This is a genomic window from Kitasatospora sp. NEAU-CNBT7, from assembly GCF_057220535.1.
The window spans coordinates 62,338-88,909 of record NZ_JBXQQB010000012.1; the positions used below are offsets into that span (position 1 = coordinate 62,338).

The 26,572-nt window shown below is 72.0% G+C and carries 22 protein-coding genes and 1 tRNA gene; 4 read left to right on the forward strand and 19 right to left on the reverse strand.

Annotated features, from left to right (window positions below; genetic code table 11):
• Positions 1-52: 52 nt before the first annotated feature.
• The gene (locus AC2TEW_RS17855) at positions 53-712 is read right to left on the reverse strand and encodes an ANTAR domain-containing response regulator (protein WP_484624347.1); all 660 of its coding nucleotides are present in this window, start codon (positions 710-712) and stop codon (positions 53-55) included.
• Positions 713-811: 99 nt separating this feature from the next.
• Here AC2TEW_RS17855 and AC2TEW_RS17860 point away from each other — a divergent pair.
• A tRNA-Leu gene (locus AC2TEW_RS17860) sits at positions 812-884 on the forward strand.
• 108 nt (positions 885-992) lie between these two features.
• Positions 993-1,757, forward strand: a complete 765-nt coding sequence (locus AC2TEW_RS17865; RefSeq protein ID WP_484624348.1) for a helix-turn-helix domain-containing protein — start codon at positions 993-995, stop codon at positions 1,755-1,757.
• Positions 1,758-1,804: 47 nt separating this feature from the next.
• On the opposite strand, the gene AC2TEW_RS17870 is transcribed toward AC2TEW_RS17865, so the two are convergent.
• Both AC2TEW_RS17870 and pyk read right to left on the reverse strand, forming a co-directional pair.
• Positions 1,805-2,791: a hypothetical protein gene (locus AC2TEW_RS17870; RefSeq protein ID WP_484624349.1), complete on the reverse strand. Its 987-nt coding sequence runs from the start codon at positions 2,789-2,791 to the stop codon at positions 1,805-1,807.
• Positions 2,792-3,046: 255 nt separating this feature from the next.
• A complete protein-coding gene (pyk, locus tag AC2TEW_RS17875) occupies positions 3,047-4,474 on the reverse strand; it encodes a pyruvate kinase (RefSeq protein ID WP_484624350.1) in 1,428 nt (475 codons plus the stop codon).
• Positions 4,475-4,880: 406 nt separating this feature from the next.
• On the opposite strand from pyk, the gene AC2TEW_RS17880 reads away from it, so the two are divergent.
• Positions 4,881-6,698, forward strand: coding sequence for a bifunctional metallophosphatase/5'-nucleotidase (locus AC2TEW_RS17880; RefSeq protein ID WP_484624351.1), 1,818 nt, complete (start codon positions 4,881-4,883; stop codon positions 6,696-6,698).
• 105 nt (positions 6,699-6,803) lie between these two features.
• Here AC2TEW_RS17880 and AC2TEW_RS17885 read toward each other — a convergent pair whose 3' ends face one another.
• The gene (locus AC2TEW_RS17885; protein WP_484624352.1) at positions 6,804-7,436 is read right to left on the reverse strand and encodes an MFS transporter; all 633 of its coding nucleotides are present in this window, start codon (positions 7,434-7,436) and stop codon (positions 6,804-6,806) included.
• 126 nt (positions 7,437-7,562) lie between these two features.
• The gene (locus tag AC2TEW_RS17890) at positions 7,563-8,825 is read right to left on the reverse strand and encodes an MFS transporter (protein WP_484624353.1); all 1,263 of its coding nucleotides are present in this window, start codon (positions 8,823-8,825) and stop codon (positions 7,563-7,565) included.
• Positions 8,826-8,908: 83 nt separating this feature from the next.
• On the opposite strand from AC2TEW_RS17890, the gene AC2TEW_RS17895 reads away from it, so the two are divergent.
• Positions 8,909-9,880: an ArsR/SmtB family transcription factor gene (locus AC2TEW_RS17895; protein ID WP_484624354.1), complete on the forward strand. Its 972-nt coding sequence runs from the start codon at positions 8,909-8,911 to the stop codon at positions 9,878-9,880.
• A gap of 49 nt (positions 9,881-9,929) precedes the next feature.
• Here AC2TEW_RS17895 and AC2TEW_RS17900 read toward each other — a convergent pair whose 3' ends face one another.
• From AC2TEW_RS17900 to trpM, 14 genes are all read right to left on the reverse strand, one after another.
• A complete protein-coding gene (locus tag AC2TEW_RS17900) occupies positions 9,930-11,387 on the reverse strand; it encodes an aldehyde dehydrogenase family protein (protein WP_484624355.1) in 1,458 nt (485 codons plus the stop codon).
• A gap of 83 nt (positions 11,388-11,470) precedes the next feature.
• Complete coding sequence (locus AC2TEW_RS17905) at positions 11,471-12,337, reverse strand: Sco1979 family transcriptional regulator (protein ID WP_484624356.1); 867 nt, start codon at positions 12,335-12,337, stop codon at positions 11,471-11,473.
• A 316-nt stretch (positions 12,338-12,653) separates the two neighbouring features.
• Entirely contained in the window at positions 12,654-14,114 is a 1,461-nt protein-coding gene (locus AC2TEW_RS17910; RefSeq protein WP_033820219.1) for a glutamate synthase subunit beta, read from the reverse strand.
• Positions 14,107-18,705 (reverse strand): glutamate synthase large subunit, encoded by a 4,599-nt coding sequence (gene gltB, locus AC2TEW_RS17915; RefSeq protein ID WP_484624357.1) that lies wholly within the window; start codon positions 18,703-18,705, stop codon positions 14,107-14,109. Before gltB ends, AC2TEW_RS17910 begins: the two co-directional genes overlap by 8 nt.
• Before the next feature lie 446 nt (positions 18,706-19,151).
• Positions 19,152-19,889, reverse strand: a complete 738-nt coding sequence (locus tag AC2TEW_RS17920) for a VIT1/CCC1 transporter family protein (RefSeq protein WP_484624358.1) — start codon at positions 19,887-19,889, stop codon at positions 19,152-19,154.
• A gap of 211 nt (positions 19,890-20,100) precedes the next feature.
• Positions 20,101-21,099: a prolipoprotein diacylglyceryl transferase gene (gene lgt, locus AC2TEW_RS17925; protein WP_484624359.1), complete on the reverse strand. Its 999-nt coding sequence runs from the start codon at positions 21,097-21,099 to the stop codon at positions 20,101-20,103.
• A 119-nt stretch (positions 21,100-21,218) separates the two neighbouring features.
• Positions 21,219-22,076: a DsbA family protein gene (locus AC2TEW_RS17930; RefSeq protein WP_484624360.1), complete on the reverse strand. Its 858-nt coding sequence runs from the start codon at positions 22,074-22,076 to the stop codon at positions 21,219-21,221.
• A 65-nt stretch (positions 22,077-22,141) separates the two neighbouring features.
• Positions 22,142-22,657 (reverse strand): MauE/DoxX family redox-associated membrane protein, encoded by a 516-nt coding sequence (locus tag AC2TEW_RS17935; protein ID WP_484624361.1) that lies wholly within the window; start codon positions 22,655-22,657, stop codon positions 22,142-22,144.
• A gap of 144 nt (positions 22,658-22,801) precedes the next feature.
• Positions 22,802-23,059 carry a hypothetical protein gene (locus AC2TEW_RS17940; protein ID WP_484624362.1) on the reverse strand — a complete coding sequence of 86 codons (258 nt, stop codon included), beginning with the start codon at positions 23,057-23,059 and terminating at the stop codon, positions 22,802-22,804.
• A gap of 151 nt (positions 23,060-23,210) precedes the next feature.
• Positions 23,211-23,585 (reverse strand): DUF4180 domain-containing protein, encoded by a 375-nt coding sequence (locus tag AC2TEW_RS17945; protein WP_484624363.1) that lies wholly within the window; start codon positions 23,583-23,585, stop codon positions 23,211-23,213.
• A 104-nt stretch (positions 23,586-23,689) separates the two neighbouring features.
• Positions 23,690-24,121 carry a helix-turn-helix domain-containing protein gene (locus tag AC2TEW_RS17950; RefSeq protein WP_484624364.1) on the reverse strand — a complete coding sequence of 144 codons (432 nt, stop codon included), beginning with the start codon at positions 24,119-24,121 and terminating at the stop codon, positions 23,690-23,692.
• A gap of 180 nt (positions 24,122-24,301) precedes the next feature.
• The gene (trpA, locus tag AC2TEW_RS17955) at positions 24,302-25,111 is read right to left on the reverse strand and encodes a tryptophan synthase subunit alpha (RefSeq protein WP_484624365.1); all 810 of its coding nucleotides are present in this window, start codon (positions 25,109-25,111) and stop codon (positions 24,302-24,304) included.
• A 2-nt stretch (positions 25,112-25,113) separates the two neighbouring features.
• Positions 25,114-26,352 (reverse strand): tryptophan synthase subunit beta, encoded by a 1,239-nt coding sequence (gene trpB / locus AC2TEW_RS17960; protein WP_484624366.1) that lies wholly within the window; start codon positions 26,350-26,352, stop codon positions 25,114-25,116.
• Between the two features lie 65 nt (positions 26,353-26,417).
• A complete protein-coding gene (trpM, locus tag AC2TEW_RS17965) occupies positions 26,418-26,567 on the reverse strand; it encodes a tryptophan biosynthesis modulator TrpM (RefSeq protein ID WP_368666561.1) in 150 nt (49 codons plus the stop codon).
• Positions 26,568-26,572: the final 5 nt, after the last annotated feature.

Sequence of the window (26,572 nt, forward strand, 5' to 3'; positions counted from 1 at the left end):
CCGGGAACCGCCCGGCGGGGCGCAGTGCTGTGGTCTGGCAGAACGCCGCGGGTCAGGCCTCGGACCCGGCGGACTCGGCCTTCTTGCGGTCCTGGGCGTCGCCCTCCTCGATCACGGCCTGCGCCACGGCGGCCATGGTCATCCGGCGGTCCATCGAGGTCTTCTGGATCCAGCGGAACGCGGCCGGCTCGGTCAGCCCGAACTTGGTCTGCAGCACGCTCTTCGCCCGGTCCACCAGCTTGCGGGTCTCCAGCCGCTGGGTGAGATCCGCGATCTCCTCCTCCAGCGTCCGCATCTCGGTGTACCGGGACACCGCCATCTCGATCGCCGGCACCAGGTCGCTCTTGGAGAACGGCTTCACGATGTACGCCATCGCCCCGGCGTCCCGGGCCCGGTCCACCAGCTCGCGCTGCGAGAACGCGGTCAGCATCAGCACCGGTGCCAGGTGCGCCTCGTGGATCTGCTCGGCCGCCGAGAGGCCGTCCAGGACGGGCATCTTCACGTCCAGGATCGCCAGGTCCGGCTTGAGCTCCTCGACCAGCCGCACCGCGGTCGCACCGTCACCCGCCTCACCGACGACGGTGTACCCCTCCTCCTCCAGCATCTCCTTCAGGTCGAGACGGATCAGCGCCTCGTCCTCGGCGATGACAATTCGGGTGATCTGGGGCAGGTCGGGCTCAAGCGGCTGGGGCTGCTCGTCGGCGGTGCTCACGGGGCTCCTCGTTCCGGCGGGGTGCTGCATGCACGAGCCTACCTAGACACGGTATGTTTGAGACGCACAGGGTCGGGGGCAACCTTCGATTCTGGGGATGCCCCGGTAGCCCAGCGGGAGAGGCACGGTGCTCAAACCACCGACAGCGTGGGTTCGAATCCCACCCGGGGCACTTCACCTTCGATTTGAAGGATTCGCCACCGTTGGAGATCTTCATCACTTCGGGTGAAGCTCTCCCACTTCCCGGTATTCGGGACGGTGATCGCAGAATCTCGGCCGCATGTACGACTTGGCCACCCGGGAACGGGCGCTCGCACTGCACCGCTCCGGCCTGACCCTCAGCCAGGTGAGCCGGGCCACTGGTATCTCCCGCTCCGCGCTGCGGCAGTGGACCAGGAGGATCACCCCGCTCCCCGGGAAGACGGCCGAATGCCCGGCCCGCTCTCTGTCCGACCTTCCGCCGGCGCCGTACGCCTACCTGCTAGGTCTCTACCTGGGCGACGGCTGCATCAGTGAAGGCCGCCGGGGCGTCCACACCCTCCGGATCGCCTGCGCCAAGGCCTGGCCAGGCCTGATCGAGGAGGGTGCACTGGCGATCGCCGCCGTGCTGCCCTCCAACCGCACGTGCCGGGCCGAGGTGGAAGGGTGCGTGTATGTGGTCAGCACCAGCAAGCACTGGCCCTGCCTGTTCCCCCAGCACGGGCCCGGCAAGAAGCACGAGCGTCCGATCGTCCTCGAGGGCTGGCAGCAGGACATCGTGGACGCCCATCCGTGGGAGCTGCTCCGGGGCCTGCTGCACTCCGACGGGTGCCGGATCACCAACTGGGCCACCAGGACGGTCGGCGGGGTCACCCGGCGCCACGAGTACCCGCGGTACTTCTTCACCAACACCTCGGCCGACATCGTCCGGCTCTTCACCACCACCCTGGACGCCGTCGGCGTCGGCTGGACCGCCGTCCGGCGGCCCACCGGGGCGGTCAACGTCTCCGTCGCCCGGCGGGCGTCGGTGGCGTTGCTGGACGAGCACGTCGGGCCCAAGCGGTGACGGCGCGGCCCTCCCCCCGGAGGGCCGCGCCGTCGGTCGGCGGGGTGTCAGTTGACGGGGCCGCTGTCCTTGACGCCGGTGGCCGGGAAGGTGGCGGTGGCGGGGGCCGCGGTGTTGTCGGGGTCGGTGACCGAGAAGGTGTAGTCGCCGTCGGTGGCGCCCTGGAAGACGAACCAGGCGACCTGGTCCTGGCGGGTGGGGCGGTCGGGGTAGATGGCCTCGATCGGGGCGACGGTGGGGCCGACCTCCTGGCCGTTCGGGAGCTTGAGGCGCAGGGTGGCGCCGTCGACGGCCATCCCGGCCGGGCCGACCTTGCCGTTCAGGTCGAAGACGACCTTCAGGGCGCGCTGGCCGAGGGTGAGGGCGCCGTCGCCGCTGCCGCCGCCGACGTCCGCGCGCAGTTCGGCGGACTTGAGCGTGAGCCCGAGGCGGCCGGAGGTGAGGGTGGCCGCGGCGGGGAGCTTGAGCTCGACGGGCGCGAGGGTGACGGCGGGGCGGCCGCCCTTGCCGAGCGGGACGGCGGCCTGGGCCTGGCCGGACTCGCCGAGGACGAGTGAGGCGCCGTCGTAGCCGAAGGTGCCGTTGCCGGTGAAGGTGATGGGCAGCGGGTTGGTGGCGCCGGGGGTGGGCGGGGCGGCGGTGCCGACGTCGCCGCGGACGGGGGTGCCGCCGAGGTCGAGGGCGATGTCGGGCCAGTAGTGGACCGGGCTGGTCCGGAAGGTGTTGGTGACGGTGGTGGTGAGGACGACCTTGTAGCCGTTGCCGTCGGGGTCGGGGGTGTAGGCGGCGGTCTTGACGTCGAACCGCAGGCCGCCCCAGTAGGCGGTCCTGTCGATGGTGACGGTGCCGGCGGCGGCCTTCCCGGCCGGGCTCGCGGTGGTGGCGGCGGCGTTCGGGGCGGCGGTGGTGGCGGCCGGGGCGGCGGGTGCGGCGTCGGAGCTGCCGGTGGGGTCGCAGGCGGTGGCGAGGCCGGCGGCGAGGAGGGCTGCGGCGAGGGCGAGGGTGGTGGATCTGCGCGGTCTGCTGCTGCTCATGGCGGGTTGTCCCCTTGTGGGCGGCCCTGCTGCCGGGCCGGTCGAGGGGAACGTACCCGGGTGGGCGGGGTGTGCGGGGCGCTGTGACCGGATGGGGACGGTTCCGGTGCCCGCCCGCCGTGATCGGTGCGGGAACGTGAAGCCGCCGGCGGTGGGAGGCCGGACGCACGAGGGCGCCGCCCCCTCCCAAAGGGGCGGCGCCGGCGGGGTGTTGCGGTGAGGTCCTGCGGTGGGGTGGTGCGGGGTGCGGGGCGGTCAGTTGTCGAGTTCGCCGACGTGGTGGACGCGGACCAGGTTGGTGGAACCGGCCAGGCCGGGGGGCGAACCGGCGGTGATGATGACGATGTCGCCCTTCTGGCAGCGGCCGAGGCTGAGCAGCTGGGCGTCGACCTGGGCGACCATCTCGTCGGTGGTGGGGACGAACGGGCCGAGGAAGGTCTCCACGCCCCAGGTGAGGGCGAGTTGGCTGCGCACGGGCGGCTCGTAGGTGAAGGCGAGCACGGGGATGGGTGAGCGGTAGCGGGTGAGGCGGCGGGCGGTGTCGCCGCTCTGGGTGAAGGCGATGAGGTACTTGGCGTCGAGGAAGTCGCCGATCTCGGCGGCCGCGCGGGCGACTGCTCCGCCCTGGGTGCGGGGCTTGTTGCGTTCGGTGAGCGGGGGGAGGCCGGCGGCGAGGATGTCGGCCTCGGCGGCTTCGATGATGCGGCTCATGGTCTTGACGGTCTCGACCGGGTACTTGCCGACCGAGGTCTCGCCGGAGAGCATCACGGCGTCGGTGCCGTCGAGCACGGCGTTGGCGACGTCGGAGGCCTCGGCGCGGGTGGGCCGGGAGGCGTTGATCATGGAGTCGAGCATCTGGGTGGCGACGATGACCGGCTTGGCGTTGCGCTTGGCCAGTTTGACGGCGCGCTTCTGGACGATCGGGACCTGCTCCAGGGGGAGTTCGACGCCCAGGTCGCCGCGGGCGACCATGATGCCGTCGAAGGCGTCGACGATGGCTTCGAGGTTGTCGACGGCCTGCGGCTTCTCGATCTTGGCGATGACGGGGAGGGTGCGGCCCTCCTCGGCCATGATCCGGTGCACCTCGTCGATGTCCTTGGCGGTGCGGACGAAGGAGAGGGCGATCAGGTCGGCGCCGGTGTTGAGGGCCCAGCGCAGGTCGGCGACGTCTTTGTCGCTGAGCGCGGGGACGGAGACGGCGACGCCGGGGAGGTTGAGCCCCTTGTGGTCGGAGATGAGGCCGCCCTCGATGACGATGCAGTGCACGCGGGGGCCGTCGACGTGGGTGACTTCGAGGCAGACGCGGCCGTCGTCGATGAGGATGCGTTCGCCGCGGGAGACGTCGGCGGCGAGGCCGGGGTAGGTGGTTCCGCATCGGTCGCGGTCGCCCTGGACGTCCTCGACGGTGATCGTGAACTCGTCGCCGCGTTCAAGAAGTACCGGTCCGTCGGCGAAGGTGCCCAGCCGGATCTTCGGGCCCTGGAGATCGACGAGGATGCCGACGCTGCGGCCGGCCTCGTCGGAGGCCTTGCGGACCCGGCGGTAGCGTTCCTCGTGCTCCAGTTGGGTGCCGTGGCTGAGGTTGAATCGGGCGATGTCCATTCCGGCGTCGACCAGGGCTTTGATCTGGTCGAACGAGTCGGCGGCCGGCCCGAGGGTACAGACGATTTTTGCTCGGCGCATGTCTCTAGAGCGTAGGCATTACCGGTGCGTAACAACGAAGTTCCGCCGGGCCGCGTGGTGGCAGTTGCAGAAAGTTTTGATTAACAAACTGACACATCGTGACGTGCTGTGCGGAGAGTTGGAGTTCTCTCCGATGGACGGACCGCCGCGAGCTGCACCGACACTCCGGCGGGCGGCTCCGGAGCGGTGGTGCGGGTGAGGACGGCCCCGGCCGGTTGACGCACCGGGGTTCGGGCCCGGTCACCCGGCGCGGTCGGCGCGTCACGCCGGGGTCGCCAAGATCTCACCTGCTGGAAACGTCCGGGGGCTGGCCCCCGCACGTTCGGGCGGGCAGACTTCTACGCGCGTCACGACCTGGTCCCGCCAGTGCAACTGACGGACCGTCCGCCCCACGTTGGAGTCGTTCATGCCCCTGAACCGCCGTGATTTCGTGACCCGCTCCGCCGCCACCGCGGCCGGCGCCGCCCTGGTCGGCGCCGTCCCGGTGGCCGCCGCCACCCCGGCCGCCGCCCAGGGCGCCGACGAGGTGGCCGGACGGGCGCCGGCCAAGGAGACCTTCACCGTGATGGGCACCACGGACCTGCACGGCCACGTGCTCAACTGGGAGTACTTCACCGACTCCGAGTACGACGACAAGGCGCACAACGACGTCGGCCTGGCCAAGATCTCCACCCTGGTGAAGCAGGTCCGCGAGGAGAAGGGCTGCCACCGCACCCTGCTGATCGACGCGGGCGACACCATCCAGGGCACCCAGCTGTCGTACTACTACGCCCGGGTCGAGCCGATCACCGGCAAGCGCCCGCCCAAGCACCCGATGGCCGCCGCGATGAACGCGATCGGCTACGACGCGGCCGCGCTCGGCAACCACGAGTTCAACTACGGCATCCCGCTGCTGCGCGCCTACGAGAAGCAGCTGGACTTCCCGCTGCTCGGCGCCAACGCGCAGGACGCGAAGAGCGAGCGCCCGGCCTTCGCGCCGTACGTGATCAAGGAGCTGCACCTCGGCCACGGGCGGCCGCTGCGGGTGGGCATCCTCGGGCTGACCAACCCGGGCATCGCGATCTGGGACAAGGCCAACGTCTCGGGCCAGCTGGTCTTCCCCGGCATCGTCGAGATGGCCCGGAAGTACGTGCCGCGGCTGCGCGCGGCGGGCGCCGACGTCGTGGTGGTGGCCTCGCACTCGGGCATGGACGAGGTCTCCTCGTACGGCGACCAGCTGCCCTGGCCGGAGAACGCCTCGGTGCAGCTGGCCGAGACCGTGCCGGGGGTCGACGCCGTGCTGGTCGGCCACGCGCACAAGGAGATCCCGCAGCGGCTGGTGGTCAACAAGACCACCGGGAAGACCGTGGTGCTCTCCGAGCCGCTGTGCTGGGGCGAGCGGCTGACCTGCTTCGACTTCGAGGTGGAGTACCGGCGCGGCGCGTGGTCGGTCACCGCCGTCACCTCGCGGGTGCTGAACTCCAACACGGTGGCCGAGGACCCGGCGATCGTGAAGCTGATCGGCGCCCAGCACAAGAAGGTGGTCGGCTACGTCAACCAGGTGATCGGCACCAGCAAGACCGAACTGTCCATCGCCGAGGCCCGGTTCAAGGACGTCCCGATCATCGACCTGATCGGCCGGGTGCAGGCGGACGCCGTCAAGGCGGCGCTGGCCGGGACCTCGTACGCGGCGCTGCCGGTGCTCGCGCAGGCCGCGCCGTTCAACCGCACCGCGCTGATCCCGGCCGGCGAGGTGAAGCTGCGGGACGCCGCCGGGCTGTACATCTACGAGAACACCCTGGAGGCCCGGCTGCTCACCGGCGCCCAGATCAAGGACTACCTGGAGTACTCCGCCCGGTACTTCGCCCAGCTGGCGCCGGGCGACCCGGTCAACCTGGACACCCTGACCAACCAGCTCAACATCCCGGACTACAACTACGACTCGGTCTACGGGGTGTCCTACGACATCGACCTGACCCAGCCGGTCGGCTCGCGGATCACCGGCCTGTCGTACGAGGGCAAGCCGGTCGACCCGGCCGCCCAGTTCGTCCTCGCGGTCAACAACTACCGGGCCAACGGCGGCGGCAACTTCCCGCACGTCGCGGCCGCCACCAAGGTCTGGTCGAACTCCGACGAGATCCGCAACACGATGATCGCCTGGGTGAAGGCCAAGGGCGTGATCGACCCCACCGAGATCAGCGGCGGCACCTGGCGCCTGGTCCGTGCGGGCGTGCCGCTGTTCTAGACCGGACGGCGCGGCCCGGGACGGCGCAGCGGGGCCCGGTGGACACCACGTCCGCCGGGCCCCGTTCCGTGGTCCGGGTGTCCTGGTGGTCTCCGGGTGGCCCGGTCAGTCCAGCAGGCCGGACAGGGTGACGTAGAGGACCACCCGGTCCTCGGTGGCCCGGACGCCGACGCACAGTTCGCGCCGGTCCAGCAGCAGGCCGTTGGGCCGGCAGCTCTCCTCAGGCCGGCCGAGGGCGCGGGCGGTCTCGGCCGGGGACAGTCCTGCCGTGCTGCCCACGACGACCAGCCGGAAGCAGCTCCCGGTGCCGCAGCCGGTCTGCTGCGAGAGTTCGACCAGGCCGGGCGGCAGCGGCGGGACGTCCCGGGCGGACGGCGGCCCGGACGGCTCGGCGGTCGTGAGCACGTACAGCAGCGCGCCGAGGAGGGTGACGGCGAGCTGGGAGGCGAGCAGTCCGGCGGCGACCCGCCGACGGTGGATCCAGCGGCCTCCGCCGGGGCCTTCCTGCTGCTGTTCGAGCAGTACGCCCCCGACGGTCAGTGCCACCGCCACCAGCGCGTACAGCAGGTGTGCGTCGGCCCGGCCGACCACGGTCCAGCCGTGCTGCACGGCGACGAGCGCGCCCGCGGCGGCCACCAGGGCGACGGCGACCACCGGACCGGTCTGCCGGGTCCTGGCCAGCAGCCACCAGGCGACGGGCGGGACGGCGGCGAAGAGCAGGCCCAGCGCGCTCCACATGGCGGGTGACCCCCGGGGACGGATGACGGCAGTTCGGACGGATGACGGCAGTACGGGGGTGGGACGCCGGGCGGCGGCCGTCCGGTTGCACGGGCGGCCGCCGCCGGGGCAGTGGGCCCTTGGCCGTCAGGCGGGTTCCGGGGTGCCGCCGCTGCCGGTGCCGGTGCCGGTGCCGAGGCCGAGGCGTTCGAGGAGCAGCAGCGCCGGGACGGCGGCCAGGCTGAGGCCGCCGAGCAGGGCCCAGGGCCAGGCGGGGCCCCGGGCGAGCAGCAGGGTGAGCAGGAACGGGGCGGCGGTCTGGCCGGCCGTCCAGGAGAGCTGGTAGACGGCGAGGTAGCGGCCGCGCAGGCGGGGGTCGGCGAGGCGGACGGAGAGTTCCTCGGAGAAGGGGCCGGCGACGGTTTCGGCGAGGTTGTAGATCAGCATGGCGAGGTGGGCGCCGGCCAGTGCGGCCCAGCCGGGTGCGGCGGCGAGCAGGGCGAACAGGGCGAAGGCGAGGGCGTTGAGCAGTGATCCGGCGATCAGGACGCGGGTGGCCCGGCGGTGGCCGAGGCGGCGGGTGACGGCGGTCTGGGTGAGGACGATCTGGGCGCTGTTGAGGACCAGCAGCCAGCCGGCCAGCCAGGCCTGTTGGTGGAGGCCTTCGGTGAGGTAGAGGGCGAGCAGCAGGCTGAGGACGAGGGAGGCGAAGACGAAGCTGAGGTTGATCGCGACGAGCAGCAGGTAGCGGCGGTCGCGCAGGACGGTGCGGTAGCTGCCCTGGTGGCCGGTGCGGGTGGTGGCGGGGGTGTTGAGGGGTCGCCAGGTGGCGAGCAGGGCGGCGGCGAGGGCGAAGCTGGCGGCGTTGAGCAGGACGGTGGCGCGCAGACCGGTGGTGCCGCCGGTGGCGAGCAGCAGGGCGCCGAGGGCGCCGCCGACGGCGAGGCCGCCGTTGCGCAGGGCGCCGATCAGGGCGAACCAGCGGGGGCGGTCGCCGGGTTCGGCGGCGAGGACGACCAGGCCGGTGCTGGCGGTCCAGTAGGCGGCGGTGCCGGCCTGGGCGAGCAGGACGACGGTGATGATCTGCCAGGTCTGGTGGGCGGCGAGGAAGCCGGTGTGGGCGAGGGCGGAGAGCAGGTTGGCGGCGGCGGCGACCCGGCGGGCGCCGTAGCGGTCGATGACGGGGCCGGTGAGCAGGGCGACGGGGAGGGCGAGCAGCCGGGCGAGGCTGATGGCGGCGCCGATGGCGGGCAGGCCGAGGGTGGTGGTGCGGGCGAAGTAGACGACGGTGAAGGCGAGCAGGAGTCCGCTGCCGAGGCTGTCGACGAGGTGGGCGCCGAGGAGGTTACGCTGCCGTGCGGCCTTGGGCCGGTGGGTGCGGGGCGGGGTGTCGAGGGTCGCGCTGGTCATGCTGTCGATCGTCGGGCGGTGTGCGGGTGGGGCCCAGGGATTTCGTTCTGGTGGAATCCTCGGTGGAGTCCTGGGAGGGGTGGATGCTGACGTTGGAGTTCTCGGCGCAGGATGTGGCGCTGACCCGGTTCTCGTCCTCGCCGCTGTGGGAGGTGGTGAACAGCGTGCAGGTGTTGAAGGAGCCGGGGGCGCACGCGGTGCACCTGCCGTGGGTTCGGCAGGCGCGGGAGGCGCTGGCGGGGGTGGGGTTCGGGCTGCTGGAGCAGTTGGTGCCGGTGCCGACGGTGTACACGCCGGACTTCCTGACGCCGGTGCCGGAGGGTTGCGCGCCGACGTTGGAGGAGGAGTTGGCGCGTCTGGTGGCGACGGATCCGGCGCAGGTGCGGGTGGACCTGGGGCGGATCGAGGGCCGGTTGCCACCGTTGGTGGCGCGGTTGCGGGCGGATCCGGGGGCGGGGCTGGCGCGGCTGGCCGGGGAGGTGCGGGCGTACTGGGCGGCGGTGTTGGAGCCGCACTGGCCGCGGATCGTCCGGCTGGTGGAGGGTGAGGTGCTGCGGCGGGCGCGGCAGATGTCGGTGGGCGGGCCGGCGGCGCTGTTCGAGGATCTGCATCCGCGGGTGTCGTGGGCGGCGGGGACGTTGCGGGTGGCGCACCGGTGGTTCGCGGCGGAGCGGGTGCTGGAGGGGGGCCGGGGGCTGGTGCTGGTGCCGTCGGTGTTCGCCTGGCCGGGGGTGTATTCGCAGTCGAATCCGCCGTTGCAGCCGGGTCTGGTGTACGCGCCGCGCGGGGTGGCGACGCTGTGGGAGCGGCCGGTGGCGGTGCCGGGTGGTCTGGCGGCGGTGCTGGGGCGGGCGCGGGCGCTGCTGCTGGTGGAGTTGGCGGCTCCGGTGTCGACGTCGGAGCTGGCGGAGCGTACGGGTCTGTCGGCGCCGAACGTGTCGCACCATCTGACGGCGTTGCGCGGGGCGGGTCTGGTGGCGCGGCACCGGACCGGGCGGACGGTGCTGTACCTGCGGACGGCGGTGGCGGAGTCGCTGGTGGCGGCGGGCGGGTAGGGGTGCGGGGGCGGCCCGGGACCGGGCCGCCCCGGTGGGCGGGCAGCGCCTAGAACGGGAAGCGGCTGCGCTCGTGCTGGATGGAGATCCACTTGAGGGTGGTGAAGGCCTCCACGGTGGCGTCGCCGTTGAGGCGGCCGACGCCGGAGCTCTTCTCGCCGCCGAAGGGGACGATCGGCTCGTCGTGGATGGTGCCGTCGTTGATGTGGATCATGCCGGTCTCGATCCGCTGGGCGAGCTTGACGCCGCGCTCGACGCTGCCGGTGTGGACGGCGCCGCTGAGGCCGAACGGGGTGTCGTTGGCGATCCGGACGGCTTCGTCCTCGCCGTCGAAGGGGAGTACGACGACGACCGGGCCGAAGAGTTCCTGGTGCAGGATGGGCGCGTCGGCGGGGACGTCGGTGAGGACGACGGGGTCCATCAGGGTGCCGACGGTGGCGCCGCGCAGCAGGACGGTGGCGCCCTGGTCGACGGCGTGGTCGACCTGGGCGGTGACCGAGTCGGCCTGGGCGGAGTTGATCAGCGGGCCGATCTGGGTGGCCGGGTCGAGCGGGTCGCCGACCTTGAGGCCGGCGATCTTGGCGACGAACTTGGCGGTGAACTCCTCGGCGACGCTGCGGTCGACCAGCACCCGGTTGGCGGCCATGCAGACCTGGCCCTGGTGGGCGAAGCGGCTGAACACGGCGGCGTCGACGGCGTAGTCGAGGTCGGCGTCGTCGAGCACGATCAGGGCGCTGTTGCCGCCGAGTTCGAGGACGGTGCGCTTGAAGTGGCCGGCCGCGACCTGGGCGACGTGGCGGCCGACCTTGTCGGAGCCGGTGAAGGCGATCACCTTGGGGACCGGGTGCTCGAGGAAGGCGTCGCCGATCTCGGCGATGTCGGTGAGCAGGACGTTGAGCAGGCCGGCGGGGAGCCCGGCCTCCTCGAAGATCTTGGCGATCAGGGTGCCGCCGGTGATCGGGGCGTCCTGGTGCGGCTTGAGGACGACGCCGTTGCCGAGGGCGAGGGCCGGGGCGACGGCCTTGAGGGAGAGGAAGAGCGGGAAGTTGAACGGGCTGATCACGCCGACCACGCCGACCGGCAGCCGGTAGAGGCGGTTCTCCTTGCCGTCCACCGGGGAGGGCAGGATCCGGCCTTCGGCGCGCAGCGAGAGCTGCATGGCCTCGCGCAGCATGTCGCGGCAGAGGGAGAGTTCGAAGCCGGCCTTGAGCCGGGTGCCGCCGAGCTCGGCGATGATCGTCTCGGTGATCTCCTGCTCGCGGTCCTCCATGATCCGAAGCGCGCGTTCGAAGACCAGCCGCCGGGTGTAGGGGTTGAGCTTCCCCCAGTCCTTCTGGACCCGTTCGGCGGCGCGGTAGGCCTGGTCGACCTCCTCGACGGTGGCGACCGTGATGGCGGCCAGTTTCTCGCCGGTGTACGGGTTGAGGTCGACGATGTCCCAGGAGCCGCTGCCGGCTCGCCACTGGCCGTCGATGTACTGCAGCGACAGTTCCTCGATGTAGGACATCCGCTCCCCTTCACTGGGCACCCGGGGATCCCGGGTCCAACTGACGAGACATCATCGTACTGATGTGTCAGTCGTCTTGGGGGTCAGTCCTCCTGGAGGATGGTGTGCAGCAGGGCCGCCGTCCGCTCCGGGGTGAGGCTCTCGGCGCGCAGCCGCTGCAGCGCCGCGGCGTACTCGGCGACCTCGGCGGGGCGGTCCAGGTAGAGGGCGCCGGTGAACTGTTCCAGGTAGACCAGGTCCGGCAGGTCCCGCTCGGGGAAGCTCAGGACGGTGAACGAGCCGCTCTCGGCGGCGAGCCCGCCGCCGCCCAGCGGCATCACCTGGAGGGTGAGGTGGGGGTGGGCGGCGAGTTCGACCAGGCGGTGCAGTTGCCGGCGCATCACCTCGGGGCCGCCGCAGGGGCGGCGCAGGGCGGCCTCGTCCACGATGATCAGCAGTTCGGCGGCGGGCCGGGCGTCCAGCAGCCGCTGGCGGCGCAGCCGTACGGCGACCCGCCGGTCGATCTCGGCGGCGGGGGTGGCCGGGTTGCCGAGCCGGATGACGGCGCGGGCGTACTCCTCGGTCTGCAGCAGGCCGGGGACGAACTGGAGTTCGTAGCTGCCGATGGTGCAGGCGGCCTCCTCCAGCCCGAGGTAGGCCTGGAACCAGCCGGGTACCGCGTCGCCGTAGGACTGCCACCAGGCGGGGGCGTTGGCCTCCTGGAGCAGTCCGAGGACGGCGGCGCGGCTGTCGTCCTCGTGGACGCCGTAGAGGGTGAGCAGGTCGGCGACGTCGCGGGCCTTGAAGCCGACCCGGCCGAGTTCCATCCGGCTGATCTTCGACTCGGAGGCGCGGATCGAGTAGCCGGCCTGTTCCCGGGTGACGCCGCTGGCCTCGCGGAGCCTGCGCAGCCGGGAGCCGAGCACCATGCGCCGTGCGGTCGTCCCGCTGCCCGCCTGCTGGCCGCTCATCCCGGACCCACCTCCACCGGTCGAACCCGCGTTCTTCACCTGCGGCATCCTTTCATCCGGGAGCGCCGCAGGAACAGGAATGGACGAAAAATCAACTTCTTGACCGCGAGCGGCTTGCGGGCGCCGGAACGACGGGGTGACGGAGCAGCGGGCGACGGGCAGCGGAACGGCGCGGGCAGCAGAACGGCGCCTGCCCCATACCTGGTCGGGGAATGGGCAGGCGCCGCATACCGGCCCGGCGGCTCTGACGGGTCACGGGTACTGCAGCCGGGCCCGAGGGGGCGCCCGGCGGATCGGGTTGAGGGTAGGGGTGCCGTCAGACCGTCAGCGGACGGTCGGTCGGGCGGATCGGAGCGGGAAGCGGGGTCTTGCCGCCCAGGAACCTGTCCACCGCGGCAGCGGCGGAGCGGCCCTCGGCGATGGCCCAGACGATCAGGGACTGACCGCGGCCGGCGTCACCGCACACGTAGACACCGTTCACATTGGTCCCGAACTTCCCGTCCCGGGCAATGTTACCCCGGGCGTCGAGCTCGACGCCCAGCTGCTCGACCAGGCCGTTCTTGACGTCGGTGCCGGTGAAGCCCATGGCCAGGGTGACCAGCTGGGCGGGGAGCACCCGCTCGCTGCCCGGCACCGGCTCGAACCGGCCGTCCTTGAACTCCACCTCGACCAGGTGCAGCTCCTGGACGTTGCCGTCCTCGTCACCGGTGAAGTGCGTGGTGTTGACGGAGTAGATCCGCTCGCCGCCCTCCTCGTGCGCGGAGGTGACCTTGTAGGTCATCGGCATGGTCGGCCAGGGCTGGTGGCCGGGCCGCTCCTCGGCGGGACGCGGCATGATCTCCAGCTGGGTGACCGAGGCCGCGCCCTGGCGGTGGGCGGTGCCGACGCAGTCCGCGCCGGTGTCGCCGCCGCCGATGACGACCACGTGCTTGCCCTTGGCGCTGATCGGCGGCTCGACGAAGTCGCCCTCCTGCACCTTGTTGGCCAGCGGCAGGTACTCCATCGCCTGGTGGATGCCCTTGAACTCCCGGCCGGGCACCGGCAGGTCGCGGGCGGTGGTGGCGCCGGCCGCCAGCACCACGGCGTCGAAGCGCTCGCGCAGCTGCTGGCCGGTGATGTCCTCGCCCACGTGCACACCGGTGCGGAACCGGGTGCCCTCCGCGCGCATCTGCTCGATGCGGCGGTTGATGTGGCGCTTCTCCATCTTGAACTCGGGGATGCCGTAGCGCAGCAGGCCGCCGATCCGGTCGGCGCGCTCGTACACGACCACGGTGTGGCCGGCCCGGGTGAGCTGCTGGGCGGCGGCGAGGCCCGCCGGGCCGGAGCCGACCACGGCGACCGTCTTGCCGGACAGGCGCTCCGGGACCTGGGCGGCCACGCCGCCGCGGTCCCAGGCCTTGTCGATGATGGTGACCTCGACGTTCTTGATGGTCACCGCGTCCTGGTTGATCCCCAGCACGCAGGCCGACTCGCAGGGAGCCGGGCACAGGCGGCCGGTGAACTCCGGGAAGTTGTTGGTCGCGTGCAGCCGCTCGATCGCGCCGGTCCAGTCGTCCCGGTAGGCGAGGTCGTTCCACTCGGGGATGAGGTTCCCGAGCGGGCAGCCGTTGTGGCAGAACGGGATGCCGCAGTCCATGCAGCGGCCGGCCTGCTCGGTGATGATCGGCAGCAGGCTGCGCTCGACGTAGACCTCGTTCCAGTCCCGCAGGCGCACGTCCACCGGACGGCGCTCGGCCAGCTGCTTGGGCGTGGTCAGGAAGCCCTTGGGGTCAGCCATGTGCCGCCTCCATCATCTTGCGAGTGGTCTCGGACTCGGAGAGTCCGTCGCGCTCAGCGGCGTCCTTGGCGGCGAGCACTGCCTTGTAGTCGGTCGGCATGATCTTGGAGAAGCGGCTGACGCCGCTGCCCCAGTCGGCCAGGAGCTCGGCGGCGACGGTGGAGCCGGTCTCCTCGTAGTGCAGCTGCACGGTCTCGCGCAGCCACTCCCGGTCGTCGGCGGTGGGGGCCTCGATGCCCACCATGCCCTCGTTGACGTTGGCCGGGCGCAGGTCCAGGACGTACGCGATACCGCCGGACATGCCCGCTGCCAGGTTGCGTCCGGTCTCGCCCAGGACCACGACCCGGCCGCCGGTCATGTACTCCAGGCCGTGGTCGCCCACGCCCTCGACCACCAGGGTGGCCCCGGAGTTGCGGACCGCGAACCGCTCGCCGGCCTTGCCGCGCAGGTGGATCCGGCCGCCGGTGGCGCCGTAGCCGATGGTGTTGCCGGCGATCACGTGGCTCTGCGCGTCGGCGCCGATGGCCGCCGCCTCGCGGGCCGGGCGGACGATCAGCACGCCGCCGGACAGGCCCTTGCCGACGTAGTCGTTGGCGTCGCCCTCGAGGCGCAGCGTGATGCCGCGCGGCACGAAGGCGCCGAAGGACTGGCCGGCCGAGCCGGTGAAGGTGACGTCGATGGTGCCCTCGGGCAGTCCCTCGCCGCGGTACCGCTTGGTCACCTGGTGGCCGAGCATGGTGCCGACCGTGCGGTTGACGTTGCGGATCGGCAGCTGGATGCGGACGGCGTCGCCGCGCACCAGGGCGTCCTCGGCCAGTTCGATGAGCTGGTTGTCGAGCGCCTTGTCGAGCGCGTGGTCCTGCGCGGTGGTGTGGTGCAGGGCCGCGCCCTCGGGGAGCTCGGGCACGTGGAACAGCGGCGCCAGGTCGAGACCGGCGGCCTTCCAGTGGGTGATCGCGTCGGCGGCGTCGATGTGCTCGGCGTGGCCGACCGCCTCCTCGATCGAGCGGAAGCCCAGCTCGGCGAGGATCTCGCGGACCTCCTCCGCGATGAACTCGAAGAAGTTCACCACGAACTCGGGCTTGCCGGAGAAGCGCTCGCGCAGCACCGGGTTCTGGGTGGCGACGCCGACCGGGCAGGTGTCCAGGTGGCAGACGCGCATCATGATGCAGCCGGAGACCACCAGCGGGGCGGTCGCGAAGCCGAACTCCTCGGCGCCGAGCAGTGCGGCGATGACCACGTCCCGGCCGGTCTTCAGCTGGCCGTCGGTCTGCACCACGATCCGGTCGCGCAGCCCGTTCAGCAGCAGGGTCTGCTGGGTCTCGGCGAGGCCGAGCTCCCAGGGGCCGCCCGCGTGCTTGAGCGAGGTCAGCGGGGAGGCGCCGGTGCCGCCGTCGTGGCCGGAGACCAGCACCACGTCCGCGTGCGCCTTGGAGACGCCGGCCGCGACGGTGCCGACGCCGACCTCGGAGACCAGCTTCACGTGGATGCGGGCCGCCGGGTTGGCGTTCTTCAGGTCGTGGATCAGCTGGGCGAGATCCTCGATGGAGTAGATGTCGTGGTGCGGCGGCGGGGAGATCAGGCCGACGCCCGGGGTGGAGTGCCGGGTCTTCGCGACCCACGGGTACACCTTGTGGCCGGGCAGCTGGCCGCCCTCGCCGGGCTTGGCGCCCTGCGCCATCTTGATCTGGATGTCGTCGGCGTTGACCAGGTACTCGGAGGTGACGCCGAACCGGCCGGAGGCGACCTGCTTGATCGCCGAGCGGCGCTCCGGGTCGTACAGGCGCTCCGGGTCCTCGCCGCCCTCGCCGGTGTTGGACTTGCCGCCGAGCCGGTTCATCGCGATGGCCAGCGTCTCGTGCGCCTCCATCGAGATGGAGCCGTAGGACATCGCGCCGGTGGAGAACCGCTTGACGATCTCGGAGACCGGCTCGACCTCGTCGACGGAGATCGGGGCCCGGCCCTTGCCGTCCAGCTTGAACAGGCCGCGCAGCGTCATCAGCCGCTCGGACTGCTCGTTCACCCGCTCGGTGTACTGCTTGAAGATGTCGTAGCGGCGGGTGCGGGTGGAGTGCTGCAGCCGGAAGACGGTGTCCGGGTCGAACAGGTGCGGCTCGCCCTCGCGGCGCCACTGGTACTCGCCGCCGATCTCCAGCGCGCGGTGCGCGGCCGGGATGCCGGAGGCCGGGTACGCCTTGGCGTGCCGGGCGGCGACCTCCTTGGCGAGCTCGTCCAGGCCGATGCCGCCGAGCTTGGTGGTGGTGCCGGAGAAGTAGCCGTCCACCAGCTCCTGGGACAGGCCGATCGCCTCGAAGACCTGCGCGCCGCGGTAGGAGGCCACGGTGGAGATGCCCATCTTGGACATCACCTTCAGCACGCCCTTGCCGAGCGCCTTGATCAGGTTCTTGATGGCCTTGGCCGGCTCGACGCCCTCGATGAAGACGCCCTGCGCGACCAGGTCCTCGACCGACTCCATCGCCAGGTACGGGTTGACCGCGCCGGCGCCGTAGCCGACCAGCAGCGCCACGTGGTGCACCTCGCGGACGTCACCGGCCTCGACGATCAGCGACACCTGGGTGCGCTGCTTGGTGCGGATCAGGTGGTGGTGGACCGCGGAGGTGAGCAGCAGCGAGGGGATCGGGGCGTGCTCGGCGTCCGAGTGGCGGTCGGAGAGGACCACGATGCGGGCGCCGTCGGCGATCGCCGCGTCGGCCTCGGCGGCGATCTCCAGCAGGCGGGCGGCGAGGCCGGCGCCGCCGCTGGAGACCTTGTACAGGCCGGACAGCGTGACGGCCTTGAGGCCGGGCTGGTCGCCGTCCACGTTGATGTGGATCAGCTTGGCCAGTTCGTCGTTGTCGATCACCGGGAAGGTGATGCCGACCGAGCGGCAGTGCGAGGGCTTGGCGTCCAGCAGGTTGCCCTCGGGGCCGAGGTTGCTCAGCAGCGAGGTGACGAGCTCCTCGCGGATGGCGTCCAGCGGCGGGTTGGTGACCTGCGCGAACAGCTGCACGAAGTAGTCGAAGAGCAGCCGCGGCTTCTCGGAGAGCGCCGCGATCGGCGAGTCGGTGCCCATCGAGCCGAGCGCCTCGCCGCCGGTGCGCGCCATCGGCGCGAGGATGACCCGCAGCTCCTCCTCGGTGTACCCGAAGGTCTGCTGACGGCGGGTGACCGAGGCGTGGGTGTGGTGGATGTGCTCCCGCTCGGGGAGCTTGGCCAGCTGGATCTGCCCGCCGGCCACCCACTCCTCGTACGGGTGCTCGGCGGCGAGCCGGGCCTTGAGCTCCTCGTCCTCGACGATGCGGTGCTCGGCGGTGTCGATCAGGAACATCTTGCCGGGCTGCAGCCGGCCCTTCTTGACGATCGTCTCCTGGTCCAGGTCGAGGACGCCGACCTCGGAGGAGAGCACCACCAGGCCGTCCTCGGTGACCCAGTACCGGGCCGGGCGCAGGCCGTTGCGGTCCAGCACGGCACCGATCTGGGTGCCGTCGGTGAAGGTGACGCAGGCCGGGCCGTCCCAGGGCTCCATCAGGTTGGAGTGGTACTGGTAGAACGCGCGGCGGGCGGGCTCCATGGTGGCGTGGTTCTCCCACGCCTCCGGGATCATCATCAGCACGGCGTGCGGCAGCGACCGGCCGCCGAGGTGGAGCAGCTCCAGGACCTCGTCGAAGGAGGCCGAGTCGGAGTGGTCCGGGGTGCAGATCGGGAAGATCCGGCTGAGGTCGCCGTCGATCAGGTCGGTGGCGAGCTGGGACTCCCGGGCGGTCATCCAGTTCCGGTTGCCCTTGACCGTGTTGATCTCGCCGTTGTGCGCGACGAAGCGGTACGGGTGGGCCAGCGGCCAACTCGGGAAGGTGTTGGTGGAGAAGCGCGAGTGCACCAGGCCGAGCGCGGAGGCGTAGAGCCGGTCCGACAGGTCGGGGAAGAAGGGCTCCAGCTGGCCGGTGGTCAGCATGCCCTTGTAGACGATGGTGCGGGCGGAGAGCGAGGGGAAGTACACCCCGGCCTCGCGCTCGGCGCGCTTGCGGACCACGAACGCGACCCGGTCCAGCGCGATGCCGGACTTCTCGCCGTGGCTGACGAACAGCTGCCGGAAGCGCGGCATCACCGAGCGGGCGGTGGCGCCGAGCAGGTCGGGGGTGACCGGGACGTCGCGCCAGCCGAGCACGGTGGCGCCCTCGGCGGCGGCGATCTCCTCGATCTGCGCGACGGCGAGGTCGGCGGCGGCCTCCTCCTGCGGGAGGAAGGCGATGCCGACGGCGTAGGAGCCGGCGGCCGGCAGCTCGAAGCCGACCTTGGAGCGCAGGAAGGCGTCCGGGATCTGGGTCAGGATTCCGGCGCCGTCGCCGGAGTCGGGCTCGGAGCCGGTGGCACCGCGGTGCTCCAGGTTGCGCAGCACGGTCAGCGCCTGCTCGACGACGGTGTGGTCGGCGATGCCGGTCAGCGTGGCGACGAAGCCGACGCCGCAGGCGTCACGCTCGTTGCGAGGGTCGTACAGGCCCTGAGCTACAGGTCGCGCATCCGGAACGAGCGCGTAGGGCCGGGCGGCGGCCTGCTGGGGCTCGTTGGCGGAGTGCGTGGATGCAGACAGCATCGGCTCTCCCGTCGTCGTCATTGGCAAGAAGCTGAGCAATAGGGACGACGTTGGCCCTGATGCGATTTCGTGCAGGTTACATGATGCCGGATATCCCGAGAAGTGGAATATTGCGTCCACATCGCGGACACAATCCGCAGGTCAGACGCCGTTTCCGGGGGGCGGCCCGGGGCTGGGGAGTCAGGCTCCGGTGCGCGCGTTGCCACCAGTGTGCCCGGCGCGCCCCGGAGCGAAACAGGGCCGAAATGCGCCGGCCACACGGCCGCTCCGCGCCCGCCTGCGAATCCATCCCGACAGGTGGTCGGCGGGATGGGATTCCTCGGACGGCTACGCCTGCGGCCGAGACTAGGCCAGGCGAAAGCCGGTACCCATGTGCGGAACATCACGCATCATCCGGCATACCCATGCAACCTCATGTGTCATCGCACAGCCGCGGACCGGCGGCATCACCCCAGGTGGCCGCCGATCAGGTGGCCCAGCAGGAAGGTCACCCCGGCGGCGGCACCGCCCAGGACCAGCTGGCGCAGTCCGCTGAACCACCAGCTGCGGGCGGTCACCCGGGCGACCACCGCGCCGCACAGGAACAGCCCGACCGCCGCGACGGCCAGCGCCGGCCACAGCGCGCGGGCGCCCAGCAGGTACGGCAGCAGCGGCAGCAGCGCGCCCACCGCGAAGCAGGCGAACGAGGAGGCGGCGGCCACCAGCGGCGACGGCAGGTCCTCCGGGTCGATGCCGAGCTCCTCGCGGGCGTGCACGGCGAGGGTCCGCTCCGGGTCCACCGACAGCTGCCGCGCGACCTCGTGGGCCAGCTCCGGCTCCACGCCCTTGGCCACGTACAGCTGGGCCAGTTCCGCCAGCTCGCCCTTGGGGTTGCGGCGCAGCTCCAGGCGCTCGGCCTCGATCTCGGCCTCGACCAGCTCCCGCTGGGAGGCGACCGAGGTGTACTCCCCCGCCGCCATCGAGCAGGCGCCGGCCGCGAGCCCGGCCAGCCCGGTGATGATCACCGCGCTGCGGCCCACGTCACCGCCGACCACCCCGGTCATCAGGGCCAGGTTGGAGACCAGCCCGTCCATCGCGCCGAACACGGCCGGGCGCAGCCAGCCGCCGTTGACGTCGCGGTGGTGGCCCTCCTGGGGTATCCGCGGGTGCCCTTCGACGGCGGGTTCGGTGACGGTCACGCTCATGCTGTCCTCGGCCTCCTGGCGAGCTTCCCTCCCCCCGGCAGCCGCAGCCGGGTACGCCGAAGCGCCGTGAGCCGGGCTGCCCGCAGGGCTCTCGTGACTCGACGTTAGCCATCTGACCTGCAAGTTTCCAGCAAAGTAAGGCTGTCCGAACACGCCTTCGGCCGCCTGCGCCACGGTGGGTGCAGACGGCCGAGGAGGGCGGAGCGGCTGGTCAGGAGGGGTGGTCGGAGCTCTTCCCGGGCTTGTGCGCGGCGTCCGCGGGGGTGTCCCCGGGCCTTTCGGCGGGCCCGTCGGCGTCCTCGGACCCGGCGGGCGAGGCCTCGGGTGCGGCGCCGGCGGCGGGGGCGGTGCCGGCAGCCTCGGCGCTCTCGGCCTCGGCCCGGGCGGCCGGGTCGATGGAGTCCGGCGCCTCGCGGCCCGGGCGCTTCCTGCCGACGATCACCAGGTAGGCGACGGCCCCGGCGAAGACCAGGATCGAGGTCCAGTCGTTCAGCCGCAGGCCCAGGATGTGGTGGGCCTCGTCGATCCGCAGGTACTCGATCCAGAACCGGCCCACCGTGTACGCGGCGACGTACAGCGCGAAGGCCCGGCCGTGGCCGAGGGTGAACCGGCGGTCGGCCCAGATCACCAGCAGGGCGACACCCACGCACCACAGCGACTCGTAGAGGAAGGTCGGGTGGTAGGTGCCGGTGACGACGGTGCCGTCCGGCAGCGTCTTGTCGATCTCCAGGCCCCACGGCAGCGTGGTCGGCTTGCCGTACAGCTCCTGGTTGAACCAGTTGCCCCAGCGGCCGCAGGCCTGGGCCAGCGCGATGCCGGGGGCGATGGCGTCGGCGTACGCGGGCAGCGGTACGCCCCGGCGGCGGCAGCCGATCCAGGCGCCGACCGCGCCGAGCGCGATGGCGCCCCAGATGCCGAGGCCGCCCTCCCAGATCTTGAAGGCGTTCCACGGGTTCTTGCCGTCGCCGAAGTACAGCTGGTTGTCGGTGATCACGTGGTAGAGCCGGCCGCCGACCAGGCCGAACGGCACCGCCCAGACCGCGATGTCGCCGACGGTGTGCTTGCCGCCACCGCGGGCGACCCAGCGCTTGCTGCCGAGCCACACGGCCACGACGACACCGATGATGATGCAGAACGCGTAGGCGCGCAGCGGGACCGGTCCCAGGTACAGGACGCCCCGCGACGGGCTCGGAATGTAAGCGATATCCATGACAGGGTCGACGCTACCGTGTCCCACCCGCCACTTCGGCACCGCTGCCGGTCACAGCTTGGCCAAACAGCGGGCCGCCGCACCCGGGGCACCGGGTGCGGCGGCGGACGGCGCGGCGGTCAGGGTGAGGGCGGGGTGTTGCTCTCGGCCGCGGTGCTGGTCGGTGCGGGGCTCTGGCCGCCCGAGCCGGTGGTGCCGAGGGTCTTGCCCTGGTTGGCCTCGTCGACCCACTTCACCAGGTTGTCCGGGCTGATCTGCTCGTCCCCCTTCTTCGGGTAGACCGGGGTGCCGTTGAGCAGGACGGTCGGGGTGGACTTGTAGCTGGACTTGTCGAAGTCCTGCTGCACCGCGGACACCCAGCCGCCGTACTTGTTGTCGTTGACGCAGGCCTCGAAGGTGGGCGTGTCCAGGCCGGGGACCTGCTTGGAGAGCTCGATCAGGGTGGCCTTGTCGCCGAAGGCGTCGCTGGTCTCGTCCGGCTGGTTGCGGTACAGCACGTCGTGGTAGTCCCGGAAGTGGCCGGCGTCCTGGGCGCAGGCCAGCGCGTTGGCGCCGTACTTGGAGCCGCTGCCGCCGAGCGAGCGGTCGATGAAGGACACCACGTGGTAGTTGACGTACAGCTTGCCCTGGTCCTCCAGCTGGTCGATGGTGGGCGAGAACTGGCGCTCGAACGAGCCGCAGGCCGGGCAGCGCGGGTCCTCGTACACGGTGAGCACCGAGGGCGCGTCGGCGGGGCCGGCCGGGATCACCAGGCTCTTGTCGCCGATCGCGCCGGCGGGGGCGGCGACCGGGGTCTCCGGCTTGGAGCGCTGGTTCTGCACCACCACGCCGACCACCACGGCGACGGCGATCACGGCCAGGACCGCACCGCCCACCACCAGTTTCTTCTTGCGCCTGTCGCGCGCCTCCTCGGCAGCGCGCGCCTCGATCATCCGGTCGCGGGCGTTGCGCTTGCCTTCGCGGTTCTTCTCACTCATGGGTGCTGTGTCCATGTTCCAAGGGGGGTCGATCGGTCACCGGGGGTGGGTGGCGGGCGCGGGGCCTAGGCGGCGAGCCAGGCGTCGGCGGAGAGCTTCGTCCGCGGCCGGTAGATCAGCCACGCGGCCAGCAGCAGGAAGCCGGAGTCCCGCAGGATCTCCTGCAGGTACTCGGTCTTCGAGGCGTCCACCGTGCCGCCGCCGCCGAAGCAGCCGCAGTCGATGGAGATGCCGCGCGCCCAGGCGGAGGCGATCCCGCTGATGAAGGCGAGCAGCAGCAGGGCGGAGATCACGGCGACGATCCGGGTGCCGAGACCGATCAGCAGCAGCAGCGCGAGGGCCAGCTCCAGGAAGGGCAGGCCGTAGCCGATCGGTTTGACCAGCGATTCGGGGAGGATCTCGTAGGCCCGGACGGCCTGGGCCGCCTCGGCCGGATCGGAGATCTTCGCCAGCCCGGCCCAGCCCCAGACCACGGCGAGGGCGAGCCGGACCAGCAGGCCGAACCACTCGGCGGCCGGGCCGTCCACCGCCCGGCGCAGGCCCGTGGCCGCGCCCGGCCCGGCGGTCTGCTGACTGGCCATCACGGGCCCCCTCCTACGATCGCACCCGCCACCCGGCGGGCACGGCGTCCTGCCTGATGAACCGTAGGGGAAAAGGGGGAGTTCCTCCAGTTTCACGAATTAAGCCGAATGAGGGAGGTTAGGCGGTCAAATGTCCGATTCGAACTAAGGCTTTCGGGTGGCGCAGCGGCTCTGCCGGGTGAGTTCCTCCAGCGGCCGGCGACCGTCCGGGAGGGAGCGGTCGGCGCGCACCTCGGCGGCCAGCCGGGCCGCCTCCCCGCACAGGTACGCGTCCTGCCTGGCCCGCTCCTCGCCGCTGCGGGCGAGCGCGTGTCCCACCGCCGCGTCCACCCCCACGCAGGCGCTCAGCGCCAGGGCGGCGGCAGCGGCGCGGAGCAGGACGGAGCGCTGGGGACAGGGCACGGGCGGTCCTTCCGCGGGGGCTGGATCGTTCGGGTGCTGCACGAACCGTGGCGGCCGACAGCCACCGTGGACACGTCCCTCCGCTCAACGCCGGTCAACCCCGGCCGATGCGTGTCGGCTCCGCTGTTCACCCGTTCGGCTTGCCGGAGCGTCAGCGGGCGGCCGGCGCGAGCCGGTCGGCGAGCCCCGCGGCGTCCGCGAGGAACCAGACCTGGCGTCCCCCGTTGCACTCGCGGACGAAGTCGGCCAGCGCGGTGCCGGTGGCGGTGTGCGGCGAGATGTCGCCGAGCACGGCGAACCCCAGGCGGTAGGTGGCGAACTTCTGGACGATCCGGCCGGCCAGCCCGGTGCGCAGCCGGAAGAAGTCGTCGGGCAGCCGCCCGGCCGGGACGGCCACCCACTGGGCGCCCAGCCCGAACGCCTCGCCAATCAGGTCCAGGGCGTCCTGCTCACCGGCCAGCGGCGGCCCGTCGGGCGCGCACAGCAGGACGGGCGTGCCGTGCAGGTCGTGCAGGGTCTCGGGCATCGGGTCGGTCCTCTTCTCGGTCGGGGGCGGCAGATCGGGGTGCCGGTCGGGGCCGGGCTCCGGTCGGGGCCGGGCGCGCCGGTCCGGGCGGTCCGGGCGGTCCGTCAGTCCGGCTGGTCCGTCAGCACGGCGACCAGGCGCAGGAGTTCGGCGGTGTCCGCCACCCCTCCGATCACGATGATCTTCGCCTCGGCGCGTTCCGCGTCGTGGACGGTCTCGACCCGCACCGGCTCGCCGCCCGCCGGCCGGCTTCCGAGCGAGGCGGTGAGCAGCGTGCTCAGCCGCTGCACGGCCGCCGCGTCGATCGCCTCGATCCGCAGGACGGCGGTCACCTCACTGCGGCGGGCGGGCCGCGCGGGCTCCGGTGCGGGCAGCGGCCGGCCGGTGAAGGCCTCCAGGTCCTCCCGCGCGATCCGGTACTGCTTGCCGATCCGGACCGCCCGGAGCCGGCCGTCGCGGACGTAGCCCCGCACCGTCCGCACGTGCAGGCCCAGCAGGTCGGCCACCTGTTCCACCGAGTAGAGCTCCTGCGACATCGGGCCACCCTTCGGACTGTTCCATCACTCCCCAAAATACCATCGTTCGAGGATTGATAGGGAAGTTTGGGGAACAATACGGAGCAACGACAACGGCCCGGCGGTCCGCGCGGGGCGCGGACCGCCGGGCCGTCGAGGCCGTACGGGTGGTGCTGGTAGTAGGACTACGGGTGCTGCGGGTCAGCCGCGGCGGACGCCCGCCGCCAGGTCGGCGGCCAGCGCCCGGACCGCCGTCAGGCCGGCCTGCTCGTCGCCGTCCGCGTCCAGCAGCCGCTGGACGAAGGCCGAGCCGACGATCACGCCGTCGGCGAACCGGGCCACCTCGGCCGCCTGGTCAGCGGTGGAGACCCCGAGGCCGACGCAGACCGGCAGGTCGGTGGCGGCCCGGGTCCGGGCGACCAGGTCCTCGGCGAGGTTGCCGACCTGGGCCCGGGTGCCGGTCACACCCATCACCGCGGCGGCGTAGACGAACCCGGAGCCGGCCGCGGTGACCTCGGCCAGCCGCTGGTCCTTGCTGCTGGGTGCGACCACGAAGACGGTGTCCAGACCGTGCTCACCGGCCGCCTTGCGCCACTCGTCGGACTCCTCGACCGGCAGGTCGGGCAGGATGCAGCCCGCTCCCCCGGCCGCCGCCAGGTCGGCGGCGAACCGGGCCACGCCGTACCGGTCGACCGGGTTCCAGTAGGTCATCACCAGCACCGGGGCGTCGGTGTGCGCGGCCACCTCGGCGACGGTGCGCAGCACGTCCTTGATCTTCACTCCGGCCCGCAGCGCGATGTCGTCGGCGGTCTGGATGGTCGGGCCGTCCAGCACCGGGTCGGAGTGCGGCAGGCCGACCTCGACGATGTCGCAGCCGCCCTCGATCAGCGCGTGGATCGCCTTGATGCCGCCGTCCACGGTCGGGAAGCCGGCCGGCAGGTAGCCGATCAGCGCGGCCCGGCCCTCGGCCTTGGCGGCGGCGAGGGTGGTGCTCAGCTTGGTCTGCGTCATGGTCACTTGCCCCCGTCGGCGGCGTTGTCGTCGTAGAGGCCGAAGTACTGCGCGGCGGTGTGCATGTCCTTGTCGCCGCGGCCGGAGAGGTTGACCAGGATGGTCGCCTCCGGGCCGAGTTCGCGGCCGAGCACCAGCGCGCCGGCCAGCGCGTGGGCGCTCTCGATGGCCGGGATGATGCCCTCGGTACGGGACAGCAGGCGCAGTGCCTGCATCGCCTCGTCGTCGGTGACCGGACGGTACTCGGCCCGGCCGGTGTCCTTCAGCCAGGCGTGCTCCGGGCCGACGCCGGGGTAGTCCAGGCCCGCCGAGATGGAGTGGCTCTCGATGGTCTGGCCGTCCTCGTCCTGCAGGACGTAGGTGCGCGAGCCGTGCAGCACGCCCGGGTCGCCCTTGGTCAGGGTGGCCGCGTGCTTCGGGGTCTCGGCGCCCTCGCCGGCCGCCTCGCAGCCGATCAGGCGCACCCCGGCGTCCGGGATGAACTCGTGGAAGATGCCCATCGCGTTGGAACCGCCGCCGACGCAGGCGACGACCGCGTCGGGGAGCCGGCCGGTGCGCTCCAGCACCTGCTCGCGGGCCTCGATGCCGATCACCCGGTGGAAGTCGCGGACCATCATGGGGAACGGGTGCGGGCCCGCGACGGTGCCGAACAGGTAGTGGGTGGAGTCGACGTTGGCGACCCAGTCCCGGAACGCCTCGTTGATGGCGTCCTTGAGGGTGCGGCTGCCGGACTTCACGGCGATGACCTCGGCGCCGAGCATCCGCATCCGGGCCACGTTGAGCGCCTGCCGCTCGGTGTCGACCTCGCCCATGTAGATGGTGCAGTCGAAGCCGAACAGCGCGCAGGCGGTGGCGGTGGCCACCCCGTGCTGCCCGGCGCCGGTCTCGGCGATGATCCGGGTCTTGCCCATCCGGCGGGTCAGCAGGGCCTGGCCCAGCACATTGTTGATCTTGTGCGAGCCGGTGTGGTTGAGGTCCTCGCGCTTGAGCAGGATGCGGGCGCCGCCCGCCTCCGCGGAGAAGCGGCGCACGTCGGTCAGCGGACTGGGCCGCCCGGTGTAGTCCTTGAGCAGCGCCTCGAGCTCGGCGGCGAAGGCCGGGTCGGCCTTGGCCTTCTCGTACTCGTCGGCGACCTGCTCGACCGCGGCGACCAGGGCCTCGGGGATGAAACGCCCGCCGTAGGCGCCGAAGTAGCCGCGGGCGTCCGGGACCTGGGTACCCGGCTGGTAGTTCTCGGACATGCGAAGTCCTTGAGGTGCGTGGTGAACGGGATGGCGTGCGGTGACGTCGGTCGGTGACCTGGCGGTCAGCCGTGCGTCCTGCGCCATCGGCGGCCGGGCACCTGTCCGGGCTCGCAGCCGATCACGTACCGCACCCGCCGGCCCAGCACCCGGCGCGCGGGCGCGCGGCAGCCGCGCGGGCGGCAGCCGGGGGCGAGACGGGAGGCGAGTGACATGGTGT

What these genes read in the sequence shown, in the direction of transcription:
- trpM (WP_368666561.1), bottom strand. Translation starts at nt 26,567, where the DNA reads ATGTCACTCGCCTCCCGTCTCGCCCCCGGCTGCCGCCCGCGCGGCTGC.
- pyk (WP_484624350.1), bottom strand. Translation starts at nt 4,474, where the DNA reads ATGCGCCGAGCAAAAATCGTCTGTACCCTCGGGCCGGCCGCCGACTCG.
- AC2TEW_RS17920 (WP_484624358.1), bottom strand. Translation starts at nt 19,889, where the DNA reads ATGAGCGTGACCGTCACCGAACCCGCCGTCGAAGGGCACCCGCGGATA.
- lgt (WP_484624359.1), bottom strand. Translation starts at nt 21,099, where the DNA reads ATGGATATCGCTTACATTCCGAGCCCGTCGCGGGGCGTCCTGTACCTG.
- AC2TEW_RS17930 (WP_484624360.1), bottom strand. Translation starts at nt 22,076, where the DNA reads ATGAGTGAGAAGAACCGCGAAGGCAAGCGCAACGCCCGCGACCGGATG.
- AC2TEW_RS17870 (WP_484624349.1), bottom strand. Translation starts at nt 2,791, where the DNA reads ATGAGCAGCAGCAGACCGCGCAGATCCACCACCCTCGCCCTCGCCGCA.
- AC2TEW_RS17865 (WP_484624348.1), top strand. Translation starts at nt 993, where the DNA reads ATGTACGACTTGGCCACCCGGGAACGGGCGCTCGCACTGCACCGCTCC.
- AC2TEW_RS17880 (WP_484624351.1), top strand. Translation starts at nt 4,881, where the DNA reads ATGCCCCTGAACCGCCGTGATTTCGTGACCCGCTCCGCCGCCACCGCG.
- trpB (WP_484624366.1), bottom strand. Translation starts at nt 26,352, where the DNA reads ATGTCCGAGAACTACCAGCCGGGTACCCAGGTCCCGGACGCCCGCGGC.
- AC2TEW_RS17900 (WP_484624355.1), bottom strand. Translation starts at nt 11,387, where the DNA reads ATGTCCTACATCGAGGAACTGTCGCTGCAGTACATCGACGGCCAGTGG.
- AC2TEW_RS17890 (WP_484624353.1), bottom strand. Translation starts at nt 8,825, where the DNA reads ATGACCAGCGCGACCCTCGACACCCCGCCCCGCACCCACCGGCCCAAG.
- AC2TEW_RS17945 (WP_484624363.1), bottom strand. Translation starts at nt 23,585, where the DNA reads ATGCCCGAGACCCTGCACGACCTGCACGGCACGCCCGTCCTGCTGTGC.
- AC2TEW_RS17950 (WP_484624364.1), bottom strand. Translation starts at nt 24,121, where the DNA reads ATGTCGCAGGAGCTCTACTCGGTGGAACAGGTGGCCGACCTGCTGGGC.
- AC2TEW_RS17885 (WP_484624352.1), bottom strand. Translation starts at nt 7,436, where the DNA reads ATGTGGAGCGCGCTGGGCCTGCTCTTCGCCGCCGTCCCGCCCGTCGCC.
- AC2TEW_RS17905 (WP_484624356.1), bottom strand. Translation starts at nt 12,337, where the DNA reads ATGAGCGGCCAGCAGGCGGGCAGCGGGACGACCGCACGGCGCATGGTG.
- trpA (WP_484624365.1), bottom strand. Translation starts at nt 25,111, where the DNA reads ATGACGCAGACCAAGCTGAGCACCACCCTCGCCGCCGCCAAGGCCGAG.
- gltB (WP_484624357.1), bottom strand. Translation starts at nt 18,705, where the DNA reads ATGCTGTCTGCATCCACGCACTCCGCCAACGAGCCCCAGCAGGCCGCC.
- AC2TEW_RS17895 (WP_484624354.1), top strand. Translation starts at nt 8,909, where the DNA reads ATGCTGACGTTGGAGTTCTCGGCGCAGGATGTGGCGCTGACCCGGTTC.
- AC2TEW_RS17910 (WP_033820219.1), bottom strand. Translation starts at nt 14,114, where the DNA reads ATGGCTGACCCCAAGGGCTTCCTGACCACGCCCAAGCAGCTGGCCGAG.
- AC2TEW_RS17935 (WP_484624361.1), bottom strand. Translation starts at nt 22,657, where the DNA reads ATGGCCAGTCAGCAGACCGCCGGGCCGGGCGCGGCCACGGGCCTGCGC.